Annotated in this window: 20 protein-coding genes, 1 tRNA gene, 1 pseudogene and 1 riboswitch; of the genes and pseudogenes, 6 read left to right on the forward strand and 16 right to left on the reverse strand. The window is 63.1% G+C overall.

Annotated elements, in window-relative coordinates:
• Positions 1 to 31: 31 nt before the first annotated feature.
• Together OIT41_RS14845 and OIT41_RS14850 are read right to left on the reverse strand one after the other, a co-directional pair.
• Entirely contained in the window at positions 32 to 1,234 is a 1,203-nt protein-coding gene (locus OIT41_RS14845) for an App1 family protein (RefSeq protein ID WP_264636696.1), read from the reverse strand.
• A gap of 43 nt (positions 1,235 to 1,277) precedes the next feature.
• Positions 1,278 to 2,129: a phosphotransferase gene (locus OIT41_RS14850; protein WP_264636697.1), complete on the reverse strand. Its 852-nt coding sequence runs from the start codon at positions 2,127 to 2,129 to the stop codon at positions 1,278 to 1,280.
• A gap of 233 nt (positions 2,130 to 2,362) precedes the next feature.
• On the opposite strand from OIT41_RS14850, the gene OIT41_RS14855 reads away from it, so the two are divergent.
• The gene (locus tag OIT41_RS14855; protein WP_264636698.1) at positions 2,363 to 2,803 is read left to right on the forward strand and encodes a VOC family protein; all 441 of its coding nucleotides are present in this window, start codon (positions 2,363 to 2,365) and stop codon (positions 2,801 to 2,803) included.
• 352 nt (positions 2,804 to 3,155) lie between these two features.
• Here OIT41_RS14855 and OIT41_RS14860 read toward each other — a convergent pair whose 3' ends face one another.
• The 4 genes from OIT41_RS14860 to speB form a co-directional block, all read right to left on the reverse strand.
• Positions 3,156 to 4,451: a D-arabinono-1,4-lactone oxidase gene (locus OIT41_RS14860; protein WP_264636699.1), complete on the reverse strand. Its 1,296-nt coding sequence runs from the start codon at positions 4,449 to 4,451 to the stop codon at positions 3,156 to 3,158.
• Positions 4,452 to 4,479: 28 nt separating this feature from the next.
• Positions 4,480 to 6,012, reverse strand: a complete 1,533-nt coding sequence (locus OIT41_RS14865; RefSeq protein ID WP_264636700.1) for an aldehyde dehydrogenase family protein — start codon at positions 6,010 to 6,012, stop codon at positions 4,480 to 4,482.
• A gap of 77 nt (positions 6,013 to 6,089) precedes the next feature.
• Positions 6,090 to 7,547 carry a purine-cytosine permease family protein gene (locus OIT41_RS14870; protein ID WP_264636701.1) on the reverse strand — a complete coding sequence of 486 codons (1,458 nt, stop codon included), beginning with the start codon at positions 7,545 to 7,547 and terminating at the stop codon, positions 6,090 to 6,092.
• Positions 7,544 to 8,548, reverse strand: a complete 1,005-nt coding sequence (gene speB, locus OIT41_RS14875; RefSeq protein ID WP_264636702.1) for an agmatinase — start codon at positions 8,546 to 8,548, stop codon at positions 7,544 to 7,546. Before speB ends, OIT41_RS14870 begins: the two co-directional genes overlap by 4 nt.
• 218 nt (positions 8,549 to 8,766) lie before the next feature.
• Between speB and OIT41_RS14880 the strand changes: the two genes are divergently transcribed.
• On the forward strand, positions 8,767 to 10,266 hold the full coding sequence (locus tag OIT41_RS14880) for a PucR family transcriptional regulator (protein WP_264637969.1): 1,500 nt from the start codon (positions 8,767 to 8,769) through the stop codon (positions 10,264 to 10,266).
• A gap of 99 nt (positions 10,267 to 10,365) precedes the next feature.
• Positions 10,366 to 10,466, forward strand: a riboswitch (glycine riboswitch).
• A gap of 152 nt (positions 10,467 to 10,618) precedes the next feature.
• A pseudogene (locus tag OIT41_RS14885) lies at positions 10,619 to 10,822 on the forward strand (L-serine ammonia-lyase, iron-sulfur-dependent, subunit alpha); the annotation flags it as partial.
• Between the two features lie 182 nt (positions 10,823 to 11,004).
• Here the strand turns inward: OIT41_RS14885 and OIT41_RS14890 are convergent.
• From OIT41_RS14890 to galU, 5 genes are all read right to left on the reverse strand, one after another.
• A tRNA-Ala gene (locus tag OIT41_RS14890) sits at positions 11,005 to 11,077 on the reverse strand.
• 31 nt (positions 11,078 to 11,108) lie between these two features.
• Complete coding sequence (locus OIT41_RS14895) at positions 11,109 to 11,852, reverse strand: SDR family oxidoreductase (RefSeq protein WP_264636703.1); 744 nt, start codon at positions 11,850 to 11,852, stop codon at positions 11,109 to 11,111.
• Between the two features lie 63 nt (positions 11,853 to 11,915).
• Positions 11,916 to 12,641 carry a hypothetical protein gene (locus tag OIT41_RS14900; RefSeq protein WP_319801824.1) on the reverse strand — a complete coding sequence of 242 codons (726 nt, stop codon included), beginning with the start codon at positions 12,639 to 12,641 and terminating at the stop codon, positions 11,916 to 11,918.
• A gap of 308 nt (positions 12,642 to 12,949) precedes the next feature.
• Complete coding sequence (locus tag OIT41_RS14905; RefSeq protein ID WP_171983522.1) at positions 12,950 to 13,522, reverse strand: GNAT family N-acetyltransferase; 573 nt, start codon at positions 13,520 to 13,522, stop codon at positions 12,950 to 12,952.
• A 54-nt stretch (positions 13,523 to 13,576) separates the two neighbouring features.
• Entirely contained in the window at positions 13,577 to 14,482 is a 906-nt protein-coding gene (gene galU, locus OIT41_RS14910; RefSeq protein WP_078108149.1) for a UTP--glucose-1-phosphate uridylyltransferase GalU, read from the reverse strand.
• 117 nt (positions 14,483 to 14,599) lie between these two features.
• On the opposite strand from galU, the gene OIT41_RS14915 reads away from it, so the two are divergent.
• From OIT41_RS14915 to OIT41_RS14925, 3 genes are all read left to right on the forward strand, one after another.
• Complete coding sequence (locus OIT41_RS14915) at positions 14,600 to 15,205, forward strand: 5-formyltetrahydrofolate cyclo-ligase (RefSeq protein ID WP_241709804.1); 606 nt, start codon at positions 14,600 to 14,602, stop codon at positions 15,203 to 15,205.
• Between the two features lie 156 nt (positions 15,206 to 15,361).
• Entirely contained in the window at positions 15,362 to 15,625 is a 264-nt protein-coding gene (locus tag OIT41_RS14920; RefSeq protein WP_059387425.1) for an FmdB family zinc ribbon protein, read from the forward strand.
• Between the two features lie 102 nt (positions 15,626 to 15,727).
• The gene (locus tag OIT41_RS14925) at positions 15,728 to 16,564 is read left to right on the forward strand and encodes a Flp pilus assembly protein CpaB (protein ID WP_319801825.1); all 837 of its coding nucleotides are present in this window, start codon (positions 15,728 to 15,730) and stop codon (positions 16,562 to 16,564) included.
• A gap of 40 nt (positions 16,565 to 16,604) precedes the next feature.
• Here OIT41_RS14925 and OIT41_RS21010 read toward each other — a convergent pair whose 3' ends face one another.
• From OIT41_RS21010 to OIT41_RS14945, 5 genes are all read right to left on the reverse strand, one after another.
• Entirely contained in the window at positions 16,605 to 16,850 is a 246-nt protein-coding gene (locus tag OIT41_RS21010; protein ID WP_413542285.1) for a hypothetical protein, read from the reverse strand.
• Positions 16,851 to 16,859: 9 nt separating this feature from the next.
• On the reverse strand, positions 16,860 to 20,756 hold the full coding sequence (locus OIT41_RS14930) for an AAA family ATPase (RefSeq protein WP_413542286.1): 3,897 nt from the start codon (positions 20,754 to 20,756) through the stop codon (positions 16,860 to 16,862).
• A gap of 128 nt (positions 20,757 to 20,884) precedes the next feature.
• A complete protein-coding gene (gene guaA, locus OIT41_RS14935) occupies positions 20,885 to 22,489 on the reverse strand; it encodes a glutamine-hydrolyzing GMP synthase (protein WP_264636704.1) in 1,605 nt (534 codons plus the stop codon).
• A 109-nt stretch (positions 22,490 to 22,598) separates the two neighbouring features.
• Positions 22,599 to 23,117, reverse strand: coding sequence for a DUF3817 domain-containing protein (locus OIT41_RS14940; protein WP_264636705.1), 519 nt, complete (start codon positions 23,115 to 23,117; stop codon positions 22,599 to 22,601).
• Entirely contained in the window at positions 23,114 to 23,956 is an 843-nt protein-coding gene (locus OIT41_RS14945) for an SURF1 family protein (protein ID WP_241709808.1), read from the reverse strand. The genes OIT41_RS14940 and OIT41_RS14945 overlap by 4 nt, the downstream gene beginning before the upstream one ends.
• Positions 23,957 to 24,009: the final 53 nt, after the last annotated feature.

The following is a 24,009-nucleotide window of genomic DNA, read 5'->3' on the forward strand; positions in this document are numbered from 1 at the left end:
TCAACCTCCAGATGATGATGGAAGGGTTGAGCTAATGGTACGCGCGGCGCTGATTGCCAACTATAGGGGACCGGAGGCTGCGCCGGATGATGCCCAGCTGCTCTAGCTGGGCGGACATCCCTGCACCGTCCGGAGCGTAGATCCAGGGGACCCCCGGGGTGGGTTGCCCCCCGGACTTCGACCGTCCGCCCGCGAGCACCGCCTCACCGACCGATAGCTGGCGGATCGCGATGGCCCTGACGTTCTGCGGATGGCGTTGGGCGAACTCGGCGTAGATGGCCTCGTCGTGCTGTCCGTCGTCACCAACCAGCAGCCACTTGACACCGGGGAACTCCGCCGCGAGACGTTCCAGGGAGGTCCGTTTGTGCTCCTGGCCGCTGCGGAACCAGCGGTCCGGGGTGGGACCCCAATCGGTGAGAAGCTTGGGGCCGGCGGGATACAGATTGCGGGACAGGAAGCGCGACAGCGTCGGTGCGACGTTCCAGGCTCCGGTCGACAGGTACACCACGGGTGCCGCGGGCACCGTCCTGACGATCCGTTCGTACAGCACAGCCATGCCCGGCGTCGGCGTCCTCGCGTGTTCGTCGAGTACGAAAGTGTTCCAAGCGGCCAGGAACGGGCGGGGAAGCGCCGTGACCATCACGGTGTCGTCGATGTCGGAGACGACGCCGAAGTCTGTGTCGTCAGCGACGATCTGCACTGGCGCCTCCACGATCCTGGATTCCCCGGATTGCAGCGTGATTGTGTGCCAACCGGCGTCGAGGGCTACCGGGATACGCGCGTCGACCACGCCTCCACGGTCCGCTTCGACGTCATGATCTGTGCCTGCGATAGTCACGCGCACGGCGGCGTGTGCCACGGGCGCGCTCGTGAAATTGCGCCAGCCGCGCATTCCTTCCTGCAACGGGTTGAGCCCGTTTGCCTGAGCACCGGACCCGGTGTCCCGCGCGTCACTGCGGACGACACGCGCCAATACCCGGACCCAGGAAGTGGTTCCGTAACCGGTGTAGGGGATGACGGTCTCCACCCGACCGCGCCGGATTGCGAGACGCGTTTGGAACTTGAGCCAGCCGTCGTCGAGTCTCAAGGCGAGGTGGCGGCGTACGCGGCTCGACGGCGTCGGGCTTGCACCGCTCGACGATTTCGGGTCGCCGCCGGCTACGCTGTCTGATTCTGCGCTCTCGGACTTTGCGCTGAGGGACAGAGTGGGCGGCTTCACGGAACGGGGACACATGGGTTCAGTCTGACATGGCACAAGATGTCCGGCGGCATCCGTTCTACAACCCCAGGATCGGATCCGTGAGCAGGCGAATCAGCGTGCTCCGCCCAAGTGCGCTCACTGTGGGATTCGATTCGGCGTAGTACCAGACGAGCCCGATTGCCTGCTGGTAGGCCCAAGCGGCGCCCCGCCTCCATTCAAGGTCCCCGATCGCGAGGCTGGTTCGCAGGGTTTCCCGTCGTGAGAAGTCAAGCATGTGCCAGGCGGCAACGAGGTCGAGCGCCGGGTCAGCAGGGCCGAAGCCACCAGTGTCCAGGATCCCCGCGAGGCGACCGTCCTTAAGGATCACATTTCCAGGAATGAGATCCTTATGGCACATCACATCGTCACCTAGACGAGGCAGTGATCTGAACGATCCCCAGGCCCGGCGGAGCCGATCCACCGGCAAGAGTCCTTCGCTTCGTTGCAGGCAATGCGCGATCCACCCGTCGTGCGCTGTCAGTTCCCCACCGCGGCCCTCGCCGAAGAATGAGCGACCCTTAGTATCCGCCTGCCGAAGGCTCCCGATGAGCGCTGCGACGTCCAACGCGAACGATGTGGATGACGCGACCGAGCCTGGGGTCGCAATCTCGCCCTCGATCCACGTTTGAACAGACCACGGCAATGGATAATCCCTGCCGGGGTCACCAATCGCAACTGGCAACGGAGACGGCACCATGCTCGCTGCGGCGAACTCGAGCATTGCGGCGTGTTCCGCTAGGAGGACTGCACGGACTTCGCGAGCGTCGCCGCCTTGCATCGGGAACCTGACGGCGGTGCGGGTTCCCACCCGATACAGGTAGTTGACCGTCCCGGTACTCTCGACCGCTGTGACCTCCGATTCGGTGAACGAAGGAAAAAGCCCTCGCACCAACCGCACTGCTTCAGACCGGTCCAGACTGAGCTGACTCTTATGCATGGCCACTCCCCCAGCCTACGCACGGGGCGCCCACTCACCGGTTAGCGTGCCGAAACTCCTCCCGCAGTCGGGCGGAACAGTATCCCCACCCTGAACAGAGCTCTTTCTCTCCACGTGAATCCGCCGTAGAGTCCGCTGTGGGCTCCATCCGGGGCCGCGCAAACGAAGATCTGGAGGCTTTTCTCATGTCGCGCATCATGCGGTTCGACCATGTCGGTGTCACGGTTCGGGACCTCAATAAGGTGACGGCGTTCTTCGTCGGACTCGGGCTCGAAGTCGAAGGCCGGACGTTCGTGGAGGGCGATTTCATTGACACGGTCACAGCGATCCCGGATTCCCGTACGGAGATCGCCATGTTGAGAACATCCGACGGAGGAACCGGCGTGGAGCTTTCCAGCTTCGTCAGGCCGGACCCCCAGCCGGGATCGCCTGCCGCCATGGCCAACGAACTCGGACTGCGCAGCTTGTCCTTCGAAGTCGACGATCTTCAGGCGCGGGTCGATCGGCTGGCTGCGGAGGGGTATGGGCTGGTCGGTGGCATCGGCCAGTACGAGGGTGCCTGGCGAATGGCCTACGTGCGCGGTCCGGAGGGAATCATCGTGTCCCTGGCGGAGCGGCTGAGCTGAAGGAGGTGGGCCTGAGGAGGAACCGTGTCACGCCGAGCAGGTTTTTGACGCTCCCGAGAGACGTCAAGCCCGGGATTCCGGGGTTTCGGAAGAGCCCGGGGCCCAAAAAATTGCGTAGCGTGACGCGATGCCGACGTAGCGGCCAGACGTACTGCCCACCCAGGGACATTGGTTGAAGTCGTGTGAGAACACGGCATAGATTTCCGCCATGACGAAGGCCTCCCGGGGTGGAGTGGAGCTGTCTAAGAACCGCTGCTCACCCAGGAGGCCTTCGTGTCCCACCCTAACGCAACACCGACCCCTCTACTCCCGATAGTGGGCGTTTACGCGGCGGACCTTCAGGGGCGGCCAATTAACTTACAAGGGCGCGGGTGTGGTCGTTGAGGAATATGCCGCGCGGATCGAACTCGCGACGTATCTGGATGAAGGTGTCCAGCTCCGGGTAGAGGCGTTCCAAGCGGCTCCTGGTCATAAAGTGGATCTTTCCCCAGTGCGCTCGTGGCTCGAATTCCTGCAGCACCGTATCGGCATCGCGGAAGAACTGCCAGTAGTCGGTCCCGGGTTCGGTGGTCAGGGTGATGACGGTGGTGTCACGTCCCTGGAACTGGGACATGTAGCCTTCATCGGCCTTCACCCAGCGAACCTCCACGGGGTATTTTTGGTCAGGGTGTTTGGTTCGGATCAGGTCCTGGACGGCCTCGACGGCGGCCAGTCCGACTTCGCTCGGCACAAAGTACTCGAGTTCATGGAACGGCGTGGTGAATCCGCCCGGGTAAATCCGGTACGAACGGTCGAGCCGGGCACCTTCCGTACCCGAAATTTCGCCCTCGTCCTGGATCTGCGCGATGTTGTACCGTTTGGTGTAGCTGCGGTTTGCCATGCTAAGGCCCGGCGCGCCCGGGAGGTCCAAGAGCTCGCACGAACCTTCTTCCGGGCACCAGAGGAACGAGTAATGGCGGTTCTCGTCGATGTCGGACTGCCACGTTGCCTTGGTCTCCGCCCACGTGGGATAGGTGATTTGTTCTTGCAGGTAGTAGCGCTCCTCAACCGCCAACTCCACCTCAAGGAAGATCCCCAGGGTACCCAAAGCCACCTGGGCTGCCCTGAGTTCGCAGAGCTGCCCCTCGCCGATTTCGACGATCTCGCCGTAACCATTGATCAGCTTCACCCAACGAAGGCTTGAGGAGAAGCTACCCAGATCCTTCCCGGAACCGTGGGTGCTGGTTGAAAGCGCCCCAGCAATCTGCTGTTTGTCGATGTCTCCCTGGTTGCTCAGCGCGAGGCCTTGCTCCCACAATGGATCGCCGAAGGCATTGATCGTGGTGCCTGCAAGGGCCCTGGCGCGACGCCGGACAGGGTCGGTTCCGGTGATGCCCGACAGTGCGGACATGTCCATCAGGACGCCCCCCGTCTGGACCAGCGGTGAGGACGAATGCCCTGAGCCGACCGCCCGCACGGGCAAGCCTTCGCGGATCGCGAAACGAACGGCGTCGAGCGCTTCTTGTTCAGTCCGCGGCCGGACGGTGAAGGCCGGCGTGGCGCTTTGGTTCCCGCCCCAATTGGTCCAGGTGACGTCTGTTCCGAAAGGGGTCGGCGGGGTGGCCGCGCGCGACGAGACTGATGTGCGGGGAAGGTTCGCGGTGGTCATTGCTAAGCTCCGTTGCTTGTCTGAACGCTCATGCGCCGTGGTTGATCATAAGGTGCTTGGTGCGGGAGTAATCGTCCAGGGCGTAAAGCGAGAGGTCCCGGCCGTAGCCGGATCCCTTGAATCCGCCCCACGGTACCTCGCAAGCCAACACCAAGTGTGAATTTACCCAGACCGTACCGAAGTCGAGTTGCTTTGGAACGCTCAAGGAGAGGCTTGAATCCCGGGTCCATACCGAGGCAGACAGTCCGTAGGGACTCTCGTTTGCCCGTGCAATGGCTTCATCGGTGGAAGTGAAAGTCTCGACCGTGACCACGGGACCAAAGATCTCGTGGGTGGCGATAGGCGCCCCGGCCGGCACGTTGCTGATGACCGTGGGTTCGATGAAGTAGCCGGGTCCTTCGAGGGCAGAACCTCCGATGGCTATGTGCAGGCCGGCGGCTTTTGCCTCGGCCAGCGATTCCTTGACTCGTTCGAAATGCGGGTGGGAAATCATGGGACCGATTTCCACGTCGTCCCCTGCCTGCGGAGCGCCGACCACCAGGGTGCTGACTTCACGCACCAAATGTTCCGTGAACTCGGCAGCCACCGACTCGTGCACAAGTACGCGGCACGCAGCGCCACAGTCCTGCCCGGCATTCCAGTACCCGGCGTTTCGCACGCCGGCGGCGGCAGCACGGAGGTCCGCGTCTGCAAACACAACAACCGGAGCCTTGCCGCCGAGTTCCAGATGAACACGCTTGACCGATTTGGCCGCGGTCTCCGCGACGGCCTGCCCGCTGACAACGCTCCCCGTCAAGGCGACGAGGGCAACGTCAGGGTGTTCGGAAATCCGCTGTCCGACGGTCCGGCCCTGTCCCGTCACAACATTGAGGATTCCGTCCGGAATACGTCCGGCCAGGAGTTCCGCGAGCTTTAGCGTCGAGAGCGGTGTCTGCTCCGACGGCTTGAGGACGATGCTGTTTCCGGCGGCCAGGATGGGCGCGATCTTCCAGGCAGCCATCAGCAACGGGTAGTTCCACGGGGTGATGACTCCAACCACGCCCACGGGCTCCCTGAGGATCACCGAGGTGTGCCCGGTCGCATAGTCCCCGCCAGCCATGGACGTCAGCGTGCGGGATGCTCCGGCCATGAAACGGAAAGTATCAATAGTGCTGGAGACATCGTCCTCAGCAACGGTTCGCGGCTTGCCGGTGTTGGCGGACTCGATGATTTCGAAGACTTCACGGTTGGCTTCAATGATGTTGGCGATCATGTTCAAGACCTCGGACCGCTCCTTCGGCGTGGTGGCGCCCCAGGATTTCTGGGCAGCCACGGCGGCTTCAACAGCAACGTCAACGTCCGCGGCTGTGCCGGCCTGCACGGAGGCGATGACCAGTCCAGTGGCGGGATCTACGACGTCGATGAGGTGGGTAGAGGTGCCCGGAACAAACGATCCTCCAATGAAGTGCCCGCCGGGCGGCAGAGGCAATGGCACGATGCCCGAGGCGTGGTGGGCTGCAGGGGAGCTGCTGTCTTCGCTCACGCGGCGGACGATGAACTGTTCGGTGTTGATGAGTGTCATGATTTTGCCCTTGTTTTCTAGCGCCGGTCGTGGCGTCGGGAGTTTATGGGAAGTACAGGCGGATGGTCTGCGGTGCGTCAGACCAAGTCGCTTGCGAGTACGGGGGCCTGGAACGTTGTGGCCTCGGCCTTCTTCCGGAACACGCGTGCCGCGACGTAGTAGAGCGGGGCAACCACAACGAGGCCAACGATCCATGAGAGGTCCACGCCACCCATTGCCGCTGCGACGGGCCCGGTGTAGATCGCTGTTGCCGAGAAAGGAAGCTGGACCAGGGCGCCTGCCACGTAGGCTCCGATGGCCACCCAGTTGAAGCGCCCGTACACTCCGCCGTCGCGCTTGAAGAAGTCTTCAACCCTGTAGTCGCCGTGCCGGAGAAGGTAGTAGTCGACCAGGTTGATGGCCGTCCAGGGAACCAGCACGTACATCAGGAAGGAAAGGAAGTTGGTGTAAAACAGGATGAAATTGTCGCGTGCGAACAGCGAGATCAGGAGTGCGAAGGTAAAGAGGATGATTGCCGCAACGCTTCGGGTCTTGGCGCGGGGCAGCCAGTTCGGCTTGAACGTCTGGCCAATAGTGAGGCTGCACAGCACGCCGCAGTAGAGATTCATGGCGTTCGAGGCTGCAACGCCGAGGCAGAAGATTCCCACGACTGCCAGGGTCCATGGCTGGAGCAACGCTCCCATGCTGCCGACGATTTCGACGTTGCCGGCGTCTGCGCCCATCGTGACCGCCAAGGTTCCCACCAGGGCGCCCAGGATCATCGGGAAGAGCGTGCCCAGGACGCAGCCTGAGTAGGAGGCCCAGAACGCCGGACCCGAGCCGGTGCCTTGCGGCATGTAGCGGGAGTAGTCCGAGACGTACGGAGCGTAGGCGAGCTGCCACAAGGCGGATACGGAGACGGTGGCCATGAAGCCGACCCAGTTGAAGTTTCCCTGGTAGAGGAAAGTGGCAGGCAGCCCGTGGACGAACATGATCCAGACGAAGGCCAGAAGCAACGCCAAACCAGCCACGATGCTGAGGAACCGAGCGTAGGCGTGAATGAGCCGGTAGCCGAAAATCGTGGCAACAACGCTCACGACGCCGATGATGATGATGCCCGCGTCAACACTGATGTCCGGGCTGACTGCGGCCATTGCCTCGCCGCCAAAGACCAGGTTCGCGGCGAAGAATCCGACGTACATGATCACCACGATGACAACGATCAGTAGTGCTCCGAAGGAGCCGAATTGGCCGCGGGTCTGGATCATCTGTGCCACGCCCAATTGCGGTCCTTGGGCGGAGTGCAGCGCCATGAAGACGCCACCGATGACGTTTCCGAGGATGATTCCCACGATGGCAGGCACAAAGCTTAGCCCGAACACCGTCGTGGCCAGTCCGCCGGTAACGATGGTCATGATCATGATGTTGGAACCGAACCAGATGGTGAAGAGGTCCCGCGCTTTTCCGTGGCGTTCGTTCAACGGGATGGGCTGAATGGTTTTGTCTTCGAGCCTGGGCACTTCGGTGACAGCGGCGGGATTGCTTCGGGTGCTCATGATGCAGTCCAGGATGCTGCTTGCAATTGACGGACAGCGGACGTTTCGGCCTTGCCGCGATTCACCATCAGCGCGAGGAGGTCGAAGACAAGGGTGGCCGCGGCCACCGAGGTGATGGCTGCATGGTCGTAAGCCGGCGCGACCTCGACGACGTCGGCGCCGACGATGTTGATGCCGTCCAGTCCGCGGAGCAGGGCCAGCAGCTCTCGGGAGTGGAGTCCGCCCATCTCAGGGGTGCCGGTGCCCGGCGCATAGGAGGGGTCCAGGACGTCGATGTCGATGGAGACGTAGACCGGGGTGTCGCCGAGCCGCTCCTTGACCTGAGCAATGGCGGCGGGAACGCCTAAGACGTCCAGGTCCGAGCAGCGGATGATCTGGAATCCGAATTCATGGTCGCGGAGGAAATCGTTGCGGTCATAGACCGGCCCGCGGATTCCGACGTGCATGGACCTATCTTCCACGAGGAGGCCTTCCTCGAACGCCCGCCGGAAGATGGTTCCGTGGGTGACCGGCTGGTCGAAGTAGGTGTCCCATGTATCCAGGTGGGCGTCGAAGTGCAGCAACGCGACCGGTCCGTGGACTTTGTTCAGGGCCCTGAGCATCGGAAGGGCGATGGTGTGGTCGCCACCGATCGAGATGAGCTTCTTGTCCTCACTAATCAGGGGCAATGCCTGCTCTTCGATTTCACGGACGGCCCGTGCGATGTCGTAAGGGGTGCAGGCGATGTCGCCGGCGTCCACAACCTGGACTTCGTTGACGGGCTCAACGTCCAATTCCGGATGGTACCCGGGACGCAGAAGCCGGGAGGCTTCGCGGACCGCGGCAGGACCGAAACGGGCGCCGGGCCGGAAGGACGTTCCGCCGTCGAACGGTACGCCGACGATCGCAATGTCGTAGTCCGGGACGCGGTCGATTTGGGGAAGCCTGGCGAAAGTGCCGAGGCCCGCATACCGGGGAACTTTTGTTGCGTCGACGGGGCCGATGGGCTGATGCGTTGTCATGCCGGGATCCTTCGGTAGCCTGCTGCCGGGCGGCGACGCTGGCAGCGATGTTGGGAGGTGGGGGTGCTCGCCTTTGAGCGGGAAGTAGGTAATCCAATTCTTAGTGACGTGCATCACGACGTATAGCGGTAGATTGACTACAAATGGCCGAGGCTCTTATACAAATGTCTAAGCACTCTGAAATCGGCCGGAAACCAACGATCTGGGAGCGCATTTTCATGGCGATTACTGTGGCTGAGCTCGTGGCGGAACCTCAGCTTGGACTCACGTTTTTGGCCGGGTCGGCGGGTAGGGACAACCGGATCACCTGGGCACACACCTCCGACCTGCCGAGGCTGTGGGAATGGGTCACCGGCGGCGAACTGATGATGACCAATGGCCTGTCCATCCCCGCCGACCCCCAAGGCCAAGTTGCGCTCGCCGAGGCGCTCGTCGATGCAGGTGCCAGTGCCCTTGCCATCGGGGAAAAGATGCATGCTCCGGAGCTGCTGCCGGAGTTCCTGGCGGCCTGCGAGCAGTTGCCGCTGCCGCTGCCGCTGATTAGCATTCCGTATCCATTGCCCTTCATCGCTATCGCGCGAACCGTGGCTGAAGCTTCCCTTTTGGAGGAATCGCGACGCCTGCGTCAGACCGCACGGGTGTATGACTTGCTTCGTACGGCGGGAACAATTGAGGACCACTGGCAAGGCCTTCTCCAAGGACTCGCGGCTGAGCTCAATGCGGAGCTTTTCGTCGTGGACCGGCGATGCCTCCATCCCTGGCACCCGGATGGTGAGCCGTTGCCGGACTTCCTGCAAGCGGAATTGGCCCCCCTGACGGGACATATACCCATGACCGGAAAGAAGTTCCAATGGCATCGGCTTCGGGACCGGCACGTGTTGATGATGGACATCCCCACCCACGCCAATGCGGTGCTGGTGGTGCTGCCGAAAAGCGATCCGCACCCTGACGCCGTCGTGCTTCTGCATGCGGCGACGGTGCTGGGACTGGAACTCTCGCGAACGGCCCTGTCCCTGGAAGGGCGGCACCGCCTAGCAGGCGAATTCCTCCTGCAGGCGTTCGATGGGCGCCTCGGGATCGCGGAACTGGAGATCAGGCTCAGCGATTTTGAGATTTCCGCGCAGAATTTCGTCGTGGTTTCGATAGGGGCCGACGACGGCGAGCGGCTGGCGAACATTCACGTGGAACTGTGGCGCCACGGACTTCAGGCCGCTTGCCTGCGGCGTCTCAACACCCTTCATGTAGCGGCAACCGCGGGGGTGACGGATGACGTTTTGATCCACTGCGCGGGGCCCGGGGTCCGGATTGGCATCAGCTCGCCTACGTCTGCCGGGGGCGTCCAACGCGCACTCCAGGAATCGCTGTGGGCGCTCGGTTCAGCGAAAGGCAATGCAGTAAGTCTGACCCGTTACGCCGAGGGGCCCTCCTGGCTGGGGCTCACGAGTTTCGAGGAGGGAACGGCGTTGGTACAGCGGCTGCTCGGCCCGATCTTCACGTATGAACAGAGCCAGGAAGGCGATCTCATCGTGACTTTGAAGACCTACTTGGACACTCAGAGGTCATGGCAAAAGACTGCCGCGGCGCTCTTCGCCCATCGCCAAACCATCATCTACCGCATCCGGAAAATCAGCGAGTTGACGGGGCTCGACATGACCGAAACCTCCACGTTGGCCCAGCTTTGGTTTGCGCTCCAGATCCATGAGGCCATGCACAAGTAAACCCGCTGCCGATAGCAATGTCCGCAAGCAGATGTTGCCCCGGCACTGACGTTGTGTGTATGGTGTGAGCCAAATCACCCCAAATCTGAATATGCCTTTCGAACCGTGGCGGGAGAGTCCTCCCAGTCCTGAACCGGGCAGGCGCCGTAGGAGCAAATCCTCCCCAGGAATCTCTCAGGCCCCCGTACCGCTGCGGCGAGGCGACTCTGGAAAGCAGCCAGGCTTCGGTCCGGCTCACCGACGGTGCAAGCGGAACACAACGCGACAATGCGTTCTGCGGAATCTCTCAGGTCCGATACAGAGCGGGGAGGAACCCAATTAGCCGCGGACCGCCTCGCCGCGATCGACATCCCTGAAGTTCCTGCTTGCCGCGGGCGCCGTCGGGGGGCTCTACAAGGAGCAGGCCTCGATCTCCGGCGCCGAAGTGGGCTGCCAGGGCGAGGTCGGCTCCGCTTCCTCGATGGCCGCCGCCGGCTTGGCCGAAGTCATGGGCGGCTCCCCGGGACAGGTGAAGAACGTTGCCGAGATCGCAATGGAACACAACCTGGGCCTCACCCAACGCGCTGCGCTTCCTCACACCCGAACAGGGGGAAGGGCTCGACGGGCCGAAAGGGGCAGAACCACCGGAGCCCGTCTCAATCCGGGACCGATGTCAGTGCCAGGTTAGTGATTTCGCAACCCCAGCAACAACGAAGACCCTCCTGCCCAACGTTTCCGCAGGTGGGAGGGCCTTCACTGTGGAGCTAAGGGGATTCGAACCCCTGACCTCTTCGATGCGAACGAAGCGCTCTACCAACTGAGCTATAGCCCCTGGTCAACTGTGCATTGCCAGTGTCCCTAGGCTACAAACTTTCTTCGCGCTTCGCCAACCAGGCCTCGAACGTGTCTGTCCCGGTCCGCTGGCTTGGGACCAGATTCAGCCCCTTCCGAAGATATCTGCCCATCTCCCCCGGCAACGGCACCTCCACGAGAAGCCCGGCACGTCCCGATGCCTTGCGCCAGATCTCAGCGAGCTCACGCATGGACCAGATGTCCGGTCCGCCGATGGTTCGCGTCCGGTGCCGCTCTTCTGAAGGCTCCCGCAACGCCTCGGCAAGCAACTCGGACGCCACATTCGTCGGCGAAATCGTTTGAAAGCGCGCGCCCTTGAAGACCGGGATGAGGCGGACTTTCGAGCCCGCCTGGAAAACCGCCGTCACGAGGCTGTGGAATTGGGTGGCCCGCACAACAACCGTCTCCAGCGACGAGAGTGCGTAGACCCGCTCCTTGTCTGCTTTGGAGACATAAAACGCCGCGCTGGTCTGGTCGCAATTGATGATCGAGAGGAGAACGGCCTTACGGACTCCGGCAACGGTGGCCGCGGCGAGCAGGCGCGCGCCGCCGTCGGCGAATTTCCTCCGCGCTTTTCCGAATTGCCCTTCCAAGCAATCGATCACCACATCGGCCCCCTGCAGGGCTTCGGCCAGCCCGGCACCTGTGGTGACGTCAGCCTGAAAGTAGCGCGCGCCGTCGCGATGGACTGGTGACGCGCCCGACGGCGGGCGGCGGCTCAGCACCGTCACGTCGAGCCCGGCGTCGAGCGCCAAACGGACGACTTTACGGCCCACTTGTCCCGTGCCACCTGCCACGCAGACGGTAGTCACTGGAGGTTATGCCCGGCGGCGCTGCAAGACGTCGTCGAGGTTGCTGAGGCCACTCTGGGGCTTGCCGTGCTGCGCCTGGACCGACGCGCCCACGGACGGTGCGCTGGCTGGCTTCAACGTCGGCTTGCCGAGAGGCTTGGGAGCCTCAGGCAGGTCGAGGGGCTCGGGGGCGGGCCGCGGCGCCTTGGCGGCATCGACGTATGTTGGTTTGGGGACGTCCACGGGCTGCCATTCAGCTTCCTTGGATTCCGCTGTAAACCGGACTGTGTTGTCGCCGGCGGCGACAGCAACATTGAGGGCGGCTTGACGAAGTTCGACGGCGGTCAGTCGCGTCGCTTCACGGGCGTGGGCTTCGGCGTCGAAAATCTTGGTCGCCGGACGGTCCGTTGCAGGAGCGCTTGCGCGGGGACTCTCGGCTGGAGGGGCCATCGCGTTCCGGAAGGCCTTGTTTATCTTCGCCCTGCGGTCCCGGATGGCCAGTCGGCGAAGCAGGAAGACGGTCGCGACCACGCCCACTATGCATCCCAGCGGCAGCCACGCGGAAACGAGGCCAAGAATGCGGAGGACGCCGGAAACGGCAGCCGCGAGCAGGAGGAGAACGGCGGCAAGGGCAAGGGCACAGCGCCCGTATCTGACTTTGAAGACCGCTGTTTCCGATGCAGCATCACGCCGTTCGCCGGCGCCGGCCGATACCTCGGGCAATGCGGTTGCGGTGCTCTGCATGGTTTCCATTGCTTTCTCCTGCCGAGGGGTGATTGACAGAACCACCCCGGCTTGCAGTTCATGAGCGTCTTCGTCAATAACATCTGTTGGGAAGTCACCGGCCATCTGGATGTGCTGGCGACGATTCCGGAGTATGTATGGCGCAACCCAAACGATCCACAGCGCGACAGCAATGACCAATATCACCGAGCTGCTGAGAGGGAAGTCCACAATCAAAACCGTAGAAGCAAATAGCCGGAGGCCACCGCATTGCCATCGGTGTGTCGTCGGAGAGTCGGCAAATCAATGGACTTATGACCCTTATTCGCCGAAAGCGGCTAGTTGGCTCCGTGCCGAAGCCAAGCGGCCAGCAAGCCTCCGGGGACCTCTTCCGAGGTCAACGCAAAGCTTCGATGGTCAGCCCATTCTCCGTTGATGTGAAGGAAACGCTCGCGGCGCCCTTCGTCGCGGAATCCCAACTTCTCGACAACTCGCAGGCTCGGCCCGTTCTCCGGCCTGATGTTGATCTCCATCCGGTGCAAGCCAAGGGCTTTGAAGCAATGGTCGGTGGCCATGGCAACCGCAGTGGGAGCTATTCCGCGGCCGGCCCGGGCCTGGTCCACCCAGTAGCCAAGCGTGGCCGTCATCGCCGATCCCCACATGATCGAAGAGACCGTCAACTGCCCTACGATCCTAGGCTCCTGGAATCCAGGAATACGCTCCGTGATCACAAAGGGGAGCGCACTCGCTTGCCGGGCCTGGGCGTTGAGGGAAGCCACCATCTGCCGGTAGTTGGGAAGGCGACCACCCGGGGCCGGGTTGGAGGCTTCCCAAGGCGCCAGCCAATCACTGTTGCGTGAGCGGACCTCGGTCCATTCCTTCTTGTCCCGGTAGTGAATGGGACGCAACATGAGGTCGCCGCATTCGAGCGTCACCGGCCATATGGCCGACCCCCACACGAGGACCTACTTGCTGAGGCCGGCGGCAAAGCCCGGCAGCCACTCCCGCAGTCCAGGCCCGAGGTCTTCGCTGTCGCATGCGAGCTGGACGCAGGCTTTGAGGTAGCTGAGCTTGTCTCCGGTGTCGTAGCGACGGCCGCGGAAGACGACTCCGTAGACGCCGCTGCCTTCACCCTCGCCGGCAGCCAGGACCTGAAGGGCGTCCGTCAGTTGGATCTCTCCCCCACGGCCCGGTTCGGTCTTCTCGAGAACGTCGAACACCGAGGGGTGGAGTACGTACCGGCCGATCACGGCCAGGTTGGACGGAGCTTCGTCGGCAGCAGGCTTTTCGACAAGTTGCTTGATGCGAACGTAGCCGTCCTCACCGATGTCCTCGATGTCCGCGCAGCCGTAGGCGCTGATCTGGGAGGGCTCGACTTCGATGAGGGCCACAACGGATCCACCGGTTTTGTGCTGGACCTCGATCATGTCGCTGAGGAGCGTGTCCCGGGCGTCGATGAGGTCGTCGCCGAGAAGAACCGCGAAAGGTTCGTACCCGACGTGTTGCTTTGCACGCAACACTGCGTGTCCCAGCCCCTTGGGGTCGCCCTGGCGGACGTAGTGAATATCGCCGAGGTTGCTCGTGGCCTGCACCGAGTCCAGCTTGGTGATGTCTCCCTTGGCCTCCAGCGTCGCTTCCAAAGCCGGTACCCGGTCGAAGTGGTCTTCCAATGCACGCTTGTTGCGGCCTGTGATCATGAGGACGTCATTGAGTCCCACGCTCACAGCTTCTTCGACAACATATTGGATGGCCGGTTTGTCGACTACCGGGAGCATCTCTTTGGGCATGGCTTTAGTGGCAGGCAGAAACCTGGTGCCGAGTCCGGCTACAGGGATAACGGCCTTGCGGACGGCGCAGTTATTGGAAGTCACCGGACTAATCTAACGGAAGTAACTGGACAATGGGCAAAAAGGAACGTGCCGGCCCAAAGGAGCACACCGTTCCTTTCCCCATCCCTGAGCCGCACAGCAGCGGGAAATGGAGCAAAAGTGACTTTGAAAGACGACATCCGCCGGGATCACCGCAAGCGCCGGCTCTCCTTGACCGGGCAACAGCGCGCAGAGGCTGGAGCGGGGATTGCCCGCCGGGGCGTTTCATGGGCGGCTGATGTTGCCCATGGGAGACCCGCGACTTTCGCGGCCTATCTCGGAGTGGCCGCCGAACCGCCCACAATGCCTTTGCTCGCTGCGCTCCACGCGGCCGGGCACAGGATCCTCCTTCCCGTCTGCGAACCGGAACGGCGTCTGAGCTGGGTCTATTGGACACCGGAGACCGCTTTTGTCCGCTCAAAGTATGCCCCGATCGACGAGCCGGTGGGCGAACGTTTCGACAGTGACGTCATCAAGGATGCGACCGGAATCTTCCTGCCGGCCACCGCCGTCGATGAGGGTGGAAACCGCATCGGCCAAGGGGGCGGTTACTACGACCGGCTCCTCGACAAGCTCGACGCCGACGGGAACCGTCCGCCGACTGTGGCCGTCGTCTACGACCATGAAGTACTGCCTGCGGGGACGATCCCGGCCGAACCGTTCGACAAACCGGTGGCGGAGGCACTCACCCCACATCGGATCGTCCAGCTCGTTCGGCCCGCATGATGAGGCTTTACCGGCCTGTCTGCTTCGCCACATTCCGTAGTACCGGTCCCGACGCCGGATGATAGAATTGGCACTCAGGCCCTGGGACTGCTAATGGACGGAACAATCCGCCTCGGCAACACAGGACCTGCAGTTCGTCCCGGAGGAGGATCACCAGTGCCCACTTACGCCTATGCCTGCAAAGACTGCGGACATGCCTTTGACATCGTTCAGGCTTTCACGGACAGCTCCCTGTCCGACTGTCCTGAGTGCCAAGGATCGTTGCGCAAGAAGTTCAACAGCGTGGGCGTTGTCTTCAAGGGATCGGGCTTCTACCGCACCGACTCCCGGGACTCCAAGGGAAGTACTGTTTCGGCCGCTCCCGCGGCACCTGCCGCATCTCCGGCTCCGGCGTCCGTTCCTGCGGCTGCCGCGAGCTGATTCCTGGGTACCAGTTGCCCCCGCTTTTCCACATAGCTCAACGTTTCCACATAGCTCACTAAGGCCCTGCCATGCGCCTTAGTGCCCGGTTAGCGTGGCAGCATGCCCGCAACCCCGAACGCTTCCCAAGGCGCCGGTTCAGCATCGCTTGGCTTCGGTCCAACCAGGCCTTCATCGATTCCACGCAATAGCCTGCCGGGGCCGATTGCCGCGTCCCACACCCGCCGTCTTCGGCGTTTCCCCTCCATAGCCGGAGGCCGCTTGGGTCCTCCCAAGAGACAGTACAAGCACCGCACCTTCGCTAGCTGGCTGAACCGCAACCGTCGCCTCGTGGTTGCACTCCTGCTATGCGTGGCGGTCGGGGTCGCAGTCCATCAATTGACTCCTGCTTCGGAGCCGCGAGCCATCGTCCTGGCCGCCGCGCGGGATCTTCCTGCGGGGTCCAGCTTGACGGATTCCGACCTCAAACCACTCGAAGTCCTTCCTGACGGAATCCCAGCCGGGGCGCTCACTCCCGGCACTGCCTATAGGGGAAAGCAGCTCGCCTCGCCCCTGCAGAAGGGGCAGATCCCCACAGACGCGCAGATCCTGGGACCCGGCCTGCTGACCGGCACCGCACCCGCGACGGCGGCCGTTCCGCTGCGCATGGCCGATCCCGCTTCTATTCAACTCATCTCGCCGGGCCAATTGGTCAACGTTGTGCTCACTGCGGCCGACGGGTTCGAAGGGCCCGGCAGGAAATCAGAACTCCTGGCGGCTGCGGTCCCGGTTTTGTGGACGTCCGCGCAAGGAGGCAAGGCCGGCCAATGGTTGGGCACGAGCGAGGCGGACGGCCTTGTGGTTGTCGCTGCCAATCCGCAACAGGCCGAAATCCTGGCCGGGGCTTCCACACGCGGGAAACTGTTCTTTGTCCTCGTCAGTCCCCCAGGTAACCGGTAATGCGAAACCCCGCCGGAGAGTCACCACCATGATGGTCCATTCAGCCCCAGTGCGGGGGCCTTTGTTCCTTCAGCCAAGCGTCATGGTCGTAGCTGGATTCATCGCCCCAACGGCGCGGATCGTCCTCGGAAGCTTTCTTGGGCAGAATACCTTCTCCTGCCGGCTTCCGTTCCGGTGCGGGCTTCACTTCTGCCTTCTCCTGCGTGGCCAACCCGGTATCAGCGTCTGCCGCTCCGGCGCTGGTGCCCGCGAGCGGCCTGGAATGAGTGCTTTTGCTTTCCGCCATTGCGTTTCCTTAGGGGATAGCCGGACCCGAGCCAGCGCCTTGCGCGCCGCTGGCCCTGGCCGCGGAGGGTTCCGCCTGGCTATTCAGTTCCAATTGTTCAACATCGATGTCCAGGAATCCATCCTGGACATCACCATACGATGGCGCCACAGGCTTCTCGAGTCCCAGATAGGATCCAATGCGATCCGCGCAGGACGAGGGATCCGTGAATACTTCGATGGTCCACAGCGACATGTAGCGCCAGCCAAGGCGTTCCAGGAGCTGTGGCCGGAGCCTGCTGCGCTCCCTCACGCTCATGCGGCGGTATCGTTCCGTGCCATCCGATTCAATGGCCACCGGCGTAGGCATTTCGCTGTCATCCCGGCCGATCGTGTGCACGGGATCGGCCGCCGCGGCGATGTCCAGGACTCCGTCATAGTGGTGCCACACGCGCGCTCCCCGGGCTCGGAGCCGCTCGCCCAGATCCGCCACCAACGGATCCTCGCCGAGCGCTTGCTCGCTGGCGGCTGCCCTGGTGGCCGGTGTCCCCAGATCGGAGTTCCCCGACAGTTCACGGTCAAGGAGTTCATGGAAGTCGACGGCGCCGTGGGCCAGCCGGTCAAGATCGAGGTCTTCCGGACGGAAGCAGCTCAGGACGTGCATGGACCTTCGGGAGCGGGTCATAGCCAGGGCAAATTTGTTTCGCCCGCCTTCGACGGACAGAGGGCCGAAACTGTGCAGCGCCCGGCCATGCGGGGTGCGCCCGAAGCCCAGCGAGAAAATGATGTGGTCGCGGACCAGTCCCTGCGCGCGCTCCAGGTCCACCACGCGGAAGGACTCCGCGCCGGCGTTGAAGAAACCCGAGAGCAGCGGATAGTTGGGAAGTTGGAGCCTGATGGCTTCGCCGATCCTTGCGGCATGGCGCAGGCTTGCGGTGACGACGGCGAGCGAGGTCCGCGGCCGGAGACTGGCGTGTTGAAACACCAGGTCAACTACGCGGTTCACTTCGGCGGCGACAGATTCGACACCTTCGTGGTCGGCACCAGGCAGGCCGGTGCCGTCCGGGATGTATTCAACCACTACCGAGCGGTCCAGCCCCGTGACGGACTGGCCGTCCGGCAATCGACGCAGGCCGCCGTCGTAGTAGTTCTTGCTCAACTGCAGCAGGAGGTCTTCGTCAACCGCCCGGTACACCCAGTTCAACTGCCACGTGGGCAGGACCCGGGCCAAGGCACTGAACGCACTGTCCACGGTGTCCTGGCTCGCGGCACCGGCCATGGGCGGCTCCACCGCAACGCTGAACGTGCGGGCGTTGCCGATCTTCGCGTCGCCGAAGGCAATCACTTGGTGGGCTCGCGCGATGGCAGGCAGCACAGCCTGCAAGGACGTGCTCTCGGCATCGAGAATCACCACCGCATCGAACTTCTGTTCGGCAGGCAGGAGGCTCGTCAGCAAGTACGGACTGATGGACCACACGGGAACGAGCCGGGCTACGAGGGCAGGTGCCTGGGCGCTCAGCGCCGAGAGGGTAACGCGGCCATCTTTGATCAGGTTCCGCAGGAGTTCCGATTGGCGGGGATGTTCAGCGATTCCGGCCCGCCACATTTCGGCGAGCCTCCACCGCAGCCGGGCAGCTCCACTGGCGATGTGCGCGTGGTCCGCCAGACGGTACTCGGCTTCAAGCCGGCGCAGGGAATCGCCGTCGGACATGGCGAGGTAGTCGTCGCCGCTGATCATTGCTTCGAGGGCGGACTGCCACCAGGCAAGGTCCAGTTCCGCGGCAACGGATTCGGCAGGCACTTCCCGTTCGGCCAAGTCCGCAAGAAGCTCGGCGAGCCCATGCTCGCGCATGTTCTCGACCAGAAGCGTGCGCTCTGGAAGCGTTTCCAGGGTGCCCGTGTCGGCGACAAGGCGCTCAAGTCGCTCCACGAGCTCTTCGTAACGGCTCGCGTGCAGGTCGCCGCCGGCGGCCGTGTGCTTGAGGCAATCTCCCAGACGGCGGAGATCCCTGTCCAGTTCGCGGTAGCTGGCGCCCAAATCCGCGAGGCCGGATGGCACTGCCGGATGACGCTGGGTGGTGGCGTACTGGGACCACAGGGCCCGTTGTTCCTGAACGAGGGCCAAGGAGCTGTGCAGATCCGCAATGTGGACACCCGGGCGCACATATTCCTTTGCCACGCGGCGCAAGCGGGAGCGCTGCATCGAGGGCATCTCAAGGCCCCGCTCACGGCGCCAGGCGGAGGTAGCCGTAGCCGAAATCAGATCGTGGACCGGCCGGTCAAAAATGTCCGGGGTGAATTTGTCCAGGCTTTCCCGTACCGCCATCAGGAGCTCAAGCTGAGCGCCCCATTCGGAGAAGTTCGCCCCAAGCCGGATTTCGGAGTGCTCCGCGAGCTGGTTCATCCGATCCCGCAATTGGGGAAGTTGTTCCGCGGCGCTGCTGGCCAGTTGCTGCGCTTCCTCGGTCTCCTTGCGGGTGACCAGGCGCGCCCCATACCAGGGGCTCGACGTCGATGCCCGGCTGAAGCTGCCAAGCTCGGCGGCGCGTCGCAATCTTTCAGCCAACTCAGCGCGGTCCTTGATGTTGTCCAAGACACTGCGCTTCAAGCGCACGGTCGTGGCGGGAGCGGGTTGGATGGCGGTCAGTTCCGCGAGCGATTGCATGGCCTGGTAGGGCGAGCAGCCCCAGCGCTGGCGTACGTTGTGCAAAGACGCGACATGGTCCATGAGGGCATGCCGGTGCTCGGTCAAGGTCTTGTGCAGGTTGGCAAGCTGGGGTTCCAGCGACTTTTCGTTGCGGATGATGGCGCTGACGAGCTGGCCCTTGAGCTGCTGCGGAGTGGCACCGTTGCCCGGCCTGAAGACCATCGATTCGAGGCCCAGGGCTTCAAAATGGCCCGCCAGACCGTTGAGGCTCGCTCGCCGGTCGCCCACGACGAGCACCGATTTGCCCTCGTTGACGAGGGCGCCAATGGCATTGATGGCCGTTTGCGTCTGGCCGCTGCCTGGCGGGGTGCTGACCACCAGCGAATCGCCTGCCCGCACGGCATCCACGACGTACTGCTGGTCCGAGTCCGCATCCAGGAGGAGCGACTCTTCAGAAGGGTCCCGCTCGTCGAGGTTCGGGAACCTTCCGGACTTGATGGGCTCAGGTTCCACGTCCCCGCCGTTGGCGGCTTCGAACAGCGATGCAACGATGCTGCTGTTCTCGTTGATCCAGGGGTCTTCCAAATTCCCGGACAGATCTGCCAGCGTCGTGATGAGGAGATTCGGGGTGACCTCGGCACCGTGGATCGGCTGCACCAGCGTGGCAAGACGGTCAAGGACCGGCAGGGGGTCAAGTCGTGCGGTGTTGTATGCCATACGGCTCACGGCATTGACGTCAAAGACGATGCCATGGACGGTCTTCAAATGCCGGACCAATGCGGGGTTGATGCCCGCTTGCTCGGTGAGTTGCAGCTCGTAGTCGTCTTCGCCCGGCCGTGCCGTGAGTGAGATGGCGGCCAACATGACGGGGGCGGAGACGCGTTGGGGCTTTCCGCCCACGGCCGACGTCCACACGACCGTGCCGCAGGACAGGTAACCGGCGTCGATCCCCCGGTCGTTTCCCAGCTCGAAAATCTTTGAGCGAAGGTTCCTGGCAGCCCGCGCGGCAACAAGATACTGCTGGCGGTCCCGGATCAAGGTGGAAAGCCGGGTTCGGCGCCCGGCGAGGAGCTGCGCCAGGCCTGATGGGTGGCCGTTGCTAAGGTCTATCGACCCTTCCGGCGTCTTGACGAAGCGCAGCATGGTGTCCGCGCCAGTCACGGGTTTGAGGCCGGACAGCCATTTCCGAAGCTCTACGGAGCCCTCTTCGTGGCTTTGACCTACTGACACCGCTGCCTTCTTTTCTGTTCTAGCTCGAGACGACTTGGACCAAATCGGCATACTTTCGAGGGTAGCGGGAATCCACCGGCAGTCCGCACCGCAACACTGATGGAAAGGCAAATTCCCCCTGATTTCAGGGGAAAAACAAAGTGACCGGTCCCTCAAACAGGGACCGGTCACTCAGGATGCTATTCCCACTCGATGGTTCCCGGCGGCTTGCTGGTGACGTCCAGTACCACGCGGTTGACCCCGTCAACCTCGTTGGTGATCCTGTTGGAGATCCTGGCGAGGAGGTCGTACGGCAGCCTCGACCAGTCGGCAGTCATGGCGTCCTCGGAGGAAACCGGGCGCAGTACGATCGGGTGTCCGTAGGTGCGGCCGTCGCCCTGCACGCCAACGCTGCGGACGTCGGCGAGGAGTACGACAGGCATCTGCCAGACGTCGTTATCGAGTCCGGCCGCGGTGAGTTCGGCCCGCGCGATGGCGTCCGCCTTGCGAAGCAGCTCGAGCCGTTCCTTGTTCACTTCGCCGACAATGCGGATACCCAGGCCGGGTCCGGGGAACGGCTGGCGTCCGACGATTTCCTGGGGCAAGCCGAGCTGTGCGCCCACTGCGCGAACCTCGTCCTTGAACAGGGCGCGGAGCGGTTCAACAAGTTCGAACTGCAGGTCCTCGGGAAGACCGCCCACGTTGTGGTGGCTCTTGATGTTCGCGGCACCTTCGCCGCCGCCGGATTCGACGACGTCCGGGTACAGGGTGCCCTGGACGAGGAACTTGATGCTCTCGCCTTCGGATGCGGCCTCGGCGATGATGGCCCGCTCGGCCTCCTCAAACGCGCGGATGAACTCGCGGCCGATGATCTTTCGCTTGGTCTCGGGGTCGCTGACCCCGGCCAGCGCCGAAAGGAATCGCTCCTGCTCGTTGGCGACATAGAGATTGACGCCGGTTGCGGCAACGAAGTCACGTTCGACCTGTTCGGCTTCACCTTCGCGCAGCAGCCCGTGGTCCACGAAAACGCAGGTCAGCTGATCGCCCACGGCGCGCTGCACGAGGGCTGCGGCTACGGCCGAGTCGACGCCGCCGGAGAGGCCGCAGATGACTTTGGAATCGCCGACCTGCCGGCGGATCCGGTCCACTTGCTCTTCGAGGATGTTGCCCGTGGTCCAGTTGGGCTTCAGGCCGGCACCGTTGAACAGGAAGTTCTCCAGAACCTGCTGGCCGTGCGCCGAGTGCTTTACTTCCGGGTGCCATTGCACGCCGTAGAGATGCTTCTCTTCGTTCGCGAAAGCTGCCACAGGTGCGCCTGCAGTTGTAGCCAGGACCTCGAAGCCCTCAGGAGCTTCGTGAACCGAGTCTCCGTGGCTCATCCAGGTGTTCTGGGAGTCCGGAACGCCGGCAAGGATCGAACGGGCTTCGCCGACAGTGGTGGCCTCGGTGGCGCCGTACTCGCGCAAACCGGTTTGCGCGACTTTGCCGCCGAGCGCGTTGGCCATGGCCTGGAAGCCGTAGCAAATGCCGAAGACCGGCACGCCGGCCTCGAAAAGGTCCGCGCCGACCCTCGGGGCACCCTCGGCATAAACGCTGGAAGGTCCGCCGGAGAGGATGATCGCTGCCGGGTTCTTGGCCAGAAGCTGCTCGGTGGTGAACGTGTGCGGAACAATTTCCGAGTACACACTCGCTTCACGGACGCGGCGGGCAATCAGCTGCGCGTACTGGGCACCGTAGTCAACAACCAGCACCGGCTTCTGGGAAGTCTGAGCTTCAGAACTGAAGGGTGCGGTGGGAGTAGTCACCGTAACAGCCTACTTTGCCGGGATGCCCCGGTGCACCTTGAAGCCGGTCGTGAAGCCGGGAAACCAGCCCGACGTTAGCGATCTCACAATGCCCGCCGTGGCGGCCCCGTCAGTAGCGCTTGGACGCCTGCGGATTCGCGGCGAGTTCCATTTCTACCTCCGAGTGGAACTTCTTCTCCACAATGAAGGACATGAGAGGGACAACGCCGCCCAAGGCGAGCAGGATGAGCTTCATGAACGGCCAGCGCATGAGCGACCACAAGCGGAAGTCCGAGATGAGGTACAGCACGTACATCCAGCCGTGGACGATCAGGACTCCGACGGAAACGTTGACGCCACCCAGGACCGCCTTCGACTCAGCATCCGCGAATCCAAAACCGAAGGGCTGACCGGTGATTGCGTTGGTTCCGCCGGCAAAGAGATACACGCCGAACACATAGCGCGCAACGAGCTCGGCGCACAGGAGCAGCAGCATGGTACCGGTGAGGTAGGCCATGACTTTGTAGAATTTCAAGGCCGAGCGGATCTGGGCAGTCGTTCCGCCGAAGCGGCGCTTCTTGGCCGCGGTTGGCTTGGCGGCAGATTCTCCGGACTGTTCGGGCTGGATGGCCGGTTTGGGCTCAATCATGGCTTTACCTGTTCTGGCTTGGTACTTGCTGGCAAATCGTCTGACGGGAATTCGTCGTCGGGCTCGTCCTCGTCGTCTTCGAGGGTGCGCCGGTAGTCATCGGCCACCATGCGCCACCAGACGTAGAGGGCGAATCCTGCAAAGACCACCCATTCCACGGAGTAGAAGAGGTTGAGCCAGTTGATTTGTTGGTTGGGGGGTTGGGCCGGGATGTTCAATGGCTTCAGCTGCGTCGGAAGGGCGAGCGTCTTGCCAGCCGATACTTCCGAGGTCGCGGCGACGAAGCCGGGATAGCTTGAGACTTGCCACGTGTTGATGAGTTCCGCGACCGAAACCGCAGACGCGCGGCCCGCTCCGGCGTCGACGTTTGGCACCGGCGCCTCGGACGGCAGGAGCCTCCCGGTCAGTTCGATAGTGCCCGACGGCGGAGGTCCGGCTTGGGCGGGATCGGCCACCCAGCCGCGGGCCACGGGGATCCAGGTCTTCGCGGAGGCGGCGACACCGTGCAGGACGGGGGCGCCGTCGACAGCGAACGCGTTCACTACCCAGTACCCTTTTTGCCCTGCCAGAAGCCGGCCCTCCACAAGGACCTGCTTGGCGGGATCGTAACTGCCCTTGGCGCTGACCATTTGGTCCGATGCGGTGCCCGGGAAGAACGTTCCAGGCTGCAATACCCCGGTAAGCGGCTTGACTTGCTCCACCGCGGGGTTGTCAACCGGGGCGTCGCTCTGGGTGGATCTGCCGAACTGCCACTGGCTGAGCAGCACAAACACCCCGGAGAGCAGGAGCGCGAAGACAAGTCCTGCGATCCAGCGGGGCTTCAGAGCGGTTTTCAACACCCCTTAACCGTACTTCGTCAAGCTGTAGAACAGCTAAACGAACCGGCCTCCCC

The sequence above is a fragment of the Arthrobacter sp. YA7-1 genome (genome assembly GCF_025960325.1).
Lineage (GTDB): Bacteria > Actinomycetota > Actinomycetes > Actinomycetales > Micrococcaceae > Arthrobacter > Arthrobacter bambusae_A.

Bases quoted from the DNA above. Each gene is read 5' to 3' on its own strand.
- OIT41_RS14845 (WP_264636696.1), bottom strand. From the start codon at position 1,234: ATGTGTCCCCGTTCCGTGAAGCCGCCCACTCTGTCCCTCAGCGCAAAG.
- OIT41_RS14855 (WP_264636698.1), top strand. From the start codon at position 2,363: ATGTCGCGCATCATGCGGTTCGACCATGTCGGTGTCACGGTTCGGGAC.
- OIT41_RS14860 (WP_264636699.1), bottom strand. From the start codon at position 4,451: ATGACCACCGCGAACCTTCCCCGCACATCAGTCTCGTCGCGCGCGGCC.
- OIT41_RS14865 (WP_264636700.1), bottom strand. From the start codon at position 6,012: ATGACACTCATCAACACCGAACAGTTCATCGTCCGCCGCGTGAGCGAA.
- OIT41_RS14870 (WP_264636701.1), bottom strand. From the start codon at position 7,547: ATGAGCACCCGAAGCAATCCCGCCGCTGTCACCGAAGTGCCCAGGCTC.
- speB (WP_264636702.1), bottom strand. From the start codon at position 8,548: ATGACAACGCATCAGCCCATCGGCCCCGTCGACGCAACAAAAGTTCCC.
- OIT41_RS14880 (WP_264637969.1), top strand. From the start codon at position 8,767: ATGGCGATTACTGTGGCTGAGCTCGTGGCGGAACCTCAGCTTGGACTC.
- OIT41_RS14900 (WP_319801824.1), bottom strand. From the start codon at position 12,641: ATGGAAACCATGCAGAGCACCGCAACCGCATTGCCCGAGGTATCGGCC.
- OIT41_RS14905 (WP_171983522.1), bottom strand. From the start codon at position 13,522: ATGTTGCGTCCCATTCACTACCGGGACAAGAAGGAATGGACCGAGGTC.
- OIT41_RS14925 (WP_319801825.1), top strand. From the start codon at position 15,728: ATGCCCGCAACCCCGAACGCTTCCCAAGGCGCCGGTTCAGCATCGCTT.
- OIT41_RS21010 (WP_413542285.1), bottom strand. From the start codon at position 16,850: ATGGCGGAAAGCAAAAGCACTCATTCCAGGCCGCTCGCGGGCACCAGC.
- OIT41_RS14930 (WP_413542286.1), bottom strand. From the start codon at position 20,756: ATGCCGATTTGGTCCAAGTCGTCTCGAGCTAGAACAGAAAAGAAGGCA.
- OIT41_RS14940 (WP_264636705.1), bottom strand. From the start codon at position 23,117: ATGATTGAGCCCAAACCGGCCATCCAGCCCGAACAGTCCGGAGAATCT.